Source organism: Roseomonas sp. GC11 (assembly GCF_024437745.1).
Classification (GTDB): Bacteria; Pseudomonadota; Alphaproteobacteria; order Acetobacterales; family Acetobacteraceae; genus Pseudoroseomonas.
On record NZ_JANFNY010000144.1, the window covers coordinates 1 to 6,429 of the forward strand.

The 6,429-nt window shown below is 74.0% G+C and carries 3 protein-coding genes and 1 pseudogene; all 4 read left to right on the forward strand.

Annotated elements, in window-relative coordinates; translation table 11 throughout:
* Positions 1-363, forward strand: a pseudogene (locus NON00_RS23680) (hypothetical protein); the annotation flags it as partial.
* Between the two features lie 10 nt (positions 364-373).
* Positions 374-1,210 carry a cellulose biosynthesis protein BcsQ gene (gene bcsQ / locus NON00_RS23685; RefSeq protein ID WP_256025259.1) on the forward strand — a complete coding sequence of 279 codons (837 nt, stop codon included), beginning with the start codon at positions 374-376 and terminating at the stop codon, positions 1,208-1,210.
* Positions 1,211-1,213: 3 nt separating this feature from the next.
* Positions 1,214-6,145, forward strand: coding sequence for a UDP-forming cellulose synthase catalytic subunit (bcsA, locus tag NON00_RS24860; RefSeq protein WP_305123539.1), 4,932 nt, complete (start codon positions 1,214-1,216; stop codon positions 6,143-6,145).
* Positions 6,142-6,429 (forward strand): tetratricopeptide repeat protein (locus NON00_RS23700; protein WP_370688764.1); only part of this gene is annotated, 288 nt, incomplete at its 3' end. The genes bcsA and NON00_RS23700, both read left to right, overlap by 4 nt.

Sequence of the window (6,429 nt, forward strand, 5' to 3'; positions counted from 1 at the left end):
GTGCCGCGCGCCCTGCTGGCGCAGCTGCCGCCCCCGCCGCAGGCGGCGGCTCCCTCGCTGCTGGCGGCTCTCTCGCCGCGCGCCGGGCAGGCGCCTGTGCCCCTGCCGCCGATCGATCCCGGCCGCGCCCCGGTGGCGCCGATCGGCCTCGCCGCCGCCGAGTCCGCGCCGGGCTGGCTCCAGGTGGTGCCGCCGGCGGCCGCTCCGGCCTCCTCTCCGTCTCCTTTCGCCGCGCCGCCTGCCGCGCCTGCCGCTCCCGGTGGCGCCGCGCCGCTCACCGAGCTGTTGCGCCGCGTTTCCACCGCCAGCCCGCCGCCGGTGGCGGATGTGCTGCGCGGCCTGCGCCTGCCCGGCTCGCCCTGAGGCGCCCGATATGCCGCTGATCCTCTTTGCCTCGCCCAAGGGTGGTGTGGGCAAGACCACGCTGGTCGCCAACCTGGCCGGGGCGCTGCGCCGCCTCGGCCGTGCCGTGCTGGTGCTCGACCTCGACCCGCAGAACGCGCTGCGCCTGCATTTTGGCGTGCCGCTCCAGGATGGCGGCGGCTTCATGGCGCGGCTGGTGCAGCGCCCCGACTGGCGCGCCGAGCAGCGCGCCACCGCCGCCGGCATCGCCCTGCTGCCGCATGGCGCGCTGGGCCTGCGCGACGCGCTGGAGCAGGCGGTGGCGCTGGAGCGCGAGCCCGGCCTGCTGGCCACCCCGTTGCGCGAGATGCTGGCCGACCCCCGCCTGCTGGTGCTGGCCGACCTGCCGCCCGGCCCCTCCCACGCGCTGGCGGTGGCGGCGCCGCTCGCCTCGCTCATCGTCGCCGTGCTGCGCAGCGAGGCGATCAGCGCCGCCATCCTGGGCGAGATCGAGAGCGGCCGCTTCCTCGGCAGCGGCACCATGGCCGCCATCCTGGCCGGGCGGCTGCAATTCGTCCTGAACGGGGTGGATCTCGCCTCCTCCCTCTCCCGCGCCGCGGCGCAGGCGGTGGCGCAGCATCTGGGCCCGCGCCTGCTCGGCGCCATCTCGCGCGATGAGGCCCTGGGCGAGGCCCTGGCGCAGCAGCGCCTGGTGCAGGAACTCCACCCCGCCAGCGCCGCCGCCCAGGACCTCCAGCAGATCGCCCAGACCCTGGCCGCGCTGCTGCCCGCCCCGGCCGAGCCGCCTTCCAGCCTCGCCCCGCCCCCCTTCAACCCCACGCCCGCCACCTTCTGGGGAGGACGCTAGACCATGCGCCCGATGCGCAGCTTCCTCGCCCGCTGGCCGCTGCTGGGGGCCTTCTTCGCCCTGGCCGGTGCCGTCATCGGCATCACCTTCGCCGTCGCCCCGCTGGAGGCGGAGCAGCAGGCCTGGCTCGCCCTGGGCGGCTTCCTGGTCTTCCTCATCGCCGGGCGCATTCCGGGGCGGGGGGCGCTGTTCTTCCTCGTCGCCCTCTCCACCCTGATCTCGCTGCGCTACATCTACTGGCGGGTGACGGAGACGCTCGACTATTCGGGCTTCCTGGCCACCTTCCTCGGCACCGGCCTGCTGCTGGCCGAGCTCTATGCCGTGGCGGCGCTGCTGCTCTCCTATTTCCAGCAGCTCTGGCCGCTGGAGCGCAAGCCGGTGCCCCTGCCGCCCGATCCGGCGGAGTGGCCCACCGTCGATGTCTTCATCCCGAGCTACAACGAACCGCTCGAGGTGGTGAAGCCCGCCGTCTTCGGCGCCCTCTCGATGGACTGGCCGCAGGAGAAGATGCGCGTCTTCATCCTCGATGACGGGCGGCGCGAGGAGTTCCGGCAATTCGCCGCCGAGGTCGGCTGCGGCTACATCATCCGCCCCGACAACAAGGGCGCCAAGGCCGGCAACATCAACCACGCCATGACGAAGACCGATGGCGAGTACATCGTGATCTTCGACTGCGACCACGTGGCGACGCGCGCCTTCCTCCAGCTCTCGGTGGGCTGGATGATGCGCGACCGCGGCATCGGCATGCTGCAGACGCCGCACCACTTCTACTCGCCCGATCCCTTCGAGCGGAACCTGGCCTCGGGCAAGCGCGTGCCGAATGAGGGCCTGCTCTTCTACGGCCTCGTGCAGCAGGGCAACGACCTGTGGAACGCCACCTTCTTCTGCGGCTCCTGCGCCGTGCTGCGGCGCACCGCGCTGGAGCAGGTGGGCGGCGTGCCGACGCAGACGGTGACGGAAGACTGCCACTGCTCGCTGAAGATGCAGCGGCTGGGCTGGCGCACCGCCTATCTGCGCGTGCCGCTGGCCGCCGGCCTGGCGACGGACCGCCTGATCACGCATATCGGCCAGCGCATGCGCTGGGCGCGCGGCATGATCCAGATCTTCCGCGTCGAGAACCCGCTGCTCGGGCCGGGGCTGAAGCTCTACCAGCGCCTGTGCTACCTGAACGCGCAGTGGCACTTCCTCTTCCCGCTGCCGCGCTTCGTCTTCCTCACCGCGCCGCTGGCCTATCTGCTGTTCGGGCAGAGCATCATCGCCGCCTCGCCGCTGGCCATCGTCGCCTATGCCGGGCCGCATATCGTGCACTCGATCGGCACCAACAGCCGGCTGCAGGGGCGGGTGCGCCACAGCTTCTGGTCGGAGATCTACGAGACGGTGCTGGCGCTCTATCTGCTGCCCGTCGTGCTGGCCACGCTGTTCGACCCGAAGAAGGGCAAGTTCAACGTGACCGACAAGGGCGGCACGCTGCAGGAAGGCTATTTCGACCTGCGCGCGGTGGCGGCCAATTTCGTGCTGGCGATCTTCCTGGTGCTCGGCCTGCTCTCCGGCATCTACGGCATGGCGGCGAGCTCGCCGGCCAGCCAGGATTTCCAGGCCAACCTGCTGAACGCCGTCTGGGTCGTGCTCTCGCTGGTGACGGTGATGGCCGGCCTCGCCGTGGGGCGTGAGCGGCGCCAGGTGCGCGAGCGCCACCGCGTCTCCGCCCGCCTCGCCAGCGTGGCCATCCTGCCCGATGGCCGGCGCATCGAGGGGGAGAGCGTGGACCTCTCCCTCGGCGGCGCGCTGCTGATGATGCCCGAGCCCGCCGCGGAGGCCGCCCCCGCCCCGCTGGCTGCTGCCCCGATGGCCGCCGCGCCGGCGGGTGGGGAGCAGGCCGTGGCTCCGGGCCAGCTCAGTGGCGCCACGCCGCCCACCCCTGCGGAGCCGGCGGCGGAAGGGTCGGCCACGCAGCGCCTGCTGCTGGAATTCGACCTCGGGCCGGACCGCGTGGCGATCCCGGCCGAGGTGCTGCGTTGGGAAAATGGCCGCATGCAGGCGCGCTTCCTGCCGGAGCGGCTGATGGATGAAGGCAATATCGTGCGCGCCGTGCTCGGCCGCGCCGATGCCTGGATGGATTGGGACCGCGTGCGCGCCGACCGCCCGCTGCGCTCCCTGCTGGAGGTGGCGGTGAGTATCACGGGCCTGTTCCGCGGCGATAGCCAGCTTTCCTTCAAGGGCCGGCGCCGCCGCCGCGCCCAGGCGCGCGCGGCCGAGGCGCGCCGCATGCCCAATCTGGGCCCCGCCGGCGCCACGGCCCCAGGTATCGCCGCCCCAGGCCCCGCCATCCCGGGCACCGCCACCCCGGGCGCGCCGCCGCCGGCTGCCGGTGCGCCCTCCGGCCCGCCTCCCGGCACACCGGGTGGTGCGGCCGATACGGCGCGCCGCGTCGCCGGGCTGCTGCCACTGCTGCTGGCCGGCGCCGCCCTTGCCGCCCTGCCGGGCCACCCGGCCCTGGCGCAGCGCCTCCAGGCCCCGCCGCCGCCGCCGGCCCTGACGCCGCAGCAGCCCCAGGCCGGCGCTTTCGGCAGCCCCTTGGGGAGTCCGGCGCTGCCGGGCCTCTCCGCCACCCCTCCCGCCGCCTCTCCCATCGCCTCTCCCATCGCCTCTCCCTCTGGGCCGCCCGCCGCACCGCCGGGCACGCCGGAACTGCCGGGGCTGACGCCGCTCGCCCCGCCCGCCGGCCCCACCCCCTTCGGCGCCCCCGCCGACTCCGGCATGGCCAGCTTCGGCAACCCCACCGCCAGCGCCGGGGCGCGGCTGGAGACGCGCACGCTGAAGCAGCTGGGCCTCGCCGGGCCGATGCAGCTGCGCGGCACCTCGGATCTCCAGGGCATCCTCTTCGGCGTCCGCTCGGACGAGGTGGTGACGGGCGCGCGCCTCGTCCTCCAGGGCGCCACCAGCCCGGCGCTGATCCCCGAGCTGAGCCAGATCGCCATCGCGCTGAACGAGCAGTTCGTCGGCACCATCACGCCCGAGCGCACCCGCCCGGCCTTCGGTCCGATCGAGTTCCCGATCAACCCGGTCTTCTTCGCCGACAGCAACCGGCTGAATTTCCGCTTCACCGGCCGCTACGCGGTGGAGTGCAACGACCCGCTCTCCGGCCTGCTCTGGGCCACGGTGTCCGACCTCTCCACCCTGCAGCTGACACTGGAGAAGCTGCCGCTCAACCGCGACCTCGCGCGCCTGCCCGAGCCCTTCTTCGACCCGCGCCTGCGCAGCGAGCCGCTGACCCTGCCCGTGGTGATGCCCGAGGCCGCCGGCAACGACCTCGCCCGCGCCGCCGCCATCGCCACCTCCTGGTTCGCGGTGCAGGCCGATTACCGCGGCTCCACCTTCCCCGTCAGCACCAGCGTGCCCGCGCGGGGCAATGCCATGGTGCTGGTGGCGGGCAATGAGAGCATCCCCGGCGTCACCCTGCCGCGCTTCGAGGGGCCGACGCTGGCCATCGTGCCCAACCCGGCCGACCCCGCCGCCGTGCTGCTGGTGGTGGGCGGGCGCACCGGGGCGGAGGCGGCCACCGCCGCCCAGGCGCTGGCCGCCGGCCGCCAGGCCCTGTCCGGCGAGATCGCCCAGGTGCAGCCGCCCGAGCTGCCGGTGCGCGCCGAATACGACGCGCCGCGCTGGATCCGCACCGACCGCCCCGTGCGCTTCGGCGAGCTGGTGGACCCCTCCGAGCTGCAGAGCTACGGCTTCGCCCCCGGCGCCATCGCCATCCCCTTCCGCACCGCGCCCGACCTCTACACCTGGCGCGAGCGCGCCCTGCCGGTGAGCCTGCGCTTCCGCGCCCCGCCGGGGCCGGTGATGGATGTCGCCGTCTCGCGCCTCGATGTCTCGCTGAACAACATCTACCTGAAGTCCTTCCCGCTGCGGGAGGTGGAGCCGGGCTGGCCCTGGAGCTGGGTGGCGCGCAACACCGGCCTCGGCGCCCTGCCGGACCGCGGCGAGGGGCAGCTCGGCCTGCCGCCCTACATCGTCTTCGGCCAGAACGAGCTGCAGCTGCGCTTCGACATGCGCCCGCTGAACCGGGGTGACTGCATCTCCATCCCCGGCGATATCCGCGCCTCGATCGATCCGGACAGCACCATCGACCTGACGCGCGGCTACCGCTTCACGGAGCTGCCGAACCTCGCCCACTTCGCCGGCTCGGGCTATCCCTATACCCGCTTCGCCGATTTCTCGACCACGGCGCTGGTGCTGCCCGAGCGGGCCAGCCCGCTGGAGCTCTCCGCCGCCCTCACCCTGCTCGGCAAGCTGGCGGCCAATGTCGGCTACCCGGCCACGCGCATCGCCGTGGCGCGCCCCGCCGGGCTGGAGCAGGTGGCGGAGCGCGAGCTGATCGTCATCGGCGCCCTCAACCGGCAGCCGGCCCTGGCCACGCTGCTCGGCAAGACCGGGCCGCTCCAGGTCGATGGCAACCGCGTCGGCATCGCCCTGCCCAGCGCGCTGGAGGGCTTCCGCAACCTCTTCCTCACCGATGACCGCGCGGTGGACCGGCAGCGGCTGGAGGCGGTGCTGGCCGCGCCGGGCGAGGCCACCGGCATGCTGATCGGCTTCGAGAGCCCGCTGAAGGCCGGCCGCTCCGTCGTGGCGCTGACCGGCACCACGCCGCAGGGCATGGACGCCATGGTGGGCGCGCTGCGCGACCCGGAGATGCAGCCGCGCATCCAGGGCGACCTCGCCCTGCTCACCGCCGGGCGGCTGACCTCCTACAAGATCAACCAGAACTACATGGTGGGCTCGCTGCCGCTGCATCTCTGGCCGCAATTCTGGCTGGGCAAGCGCCCCGATCTGCTGCTAGCCCTGGCCCTGGTGGCGGCGATGCTCGTCGCCGTGCCCACCTACTGGCTGCTGCGCCGCCGCGCCGCCCTCCGCCTCAGGACGAGGACGCAATGAAGGCTTTCCGCGCCTCTCTCCTGGCCACCGCCTGCACCCTGGCCCTGCTGCCAGCCCCGCAGGCGAGGGCCCAGGAGAATGCCTTCGCGGTGCTGCTCGACCAGGCGGGCTACTGGCGCGCCCAGGGCCGCCCGGACCGCGCGGCGCAGACGCTGGACCGCCTGCTGGCCGCCGACCCGGACAATCTCGACGCCCTGGCCGCCGCCGCCGCCGCCCGCGCCGAGCTGGGCGACGCCGCCAGCGCCGCCCGCCACCTGGAGCGGCTGCGCCGCCTCGCCCCGGCC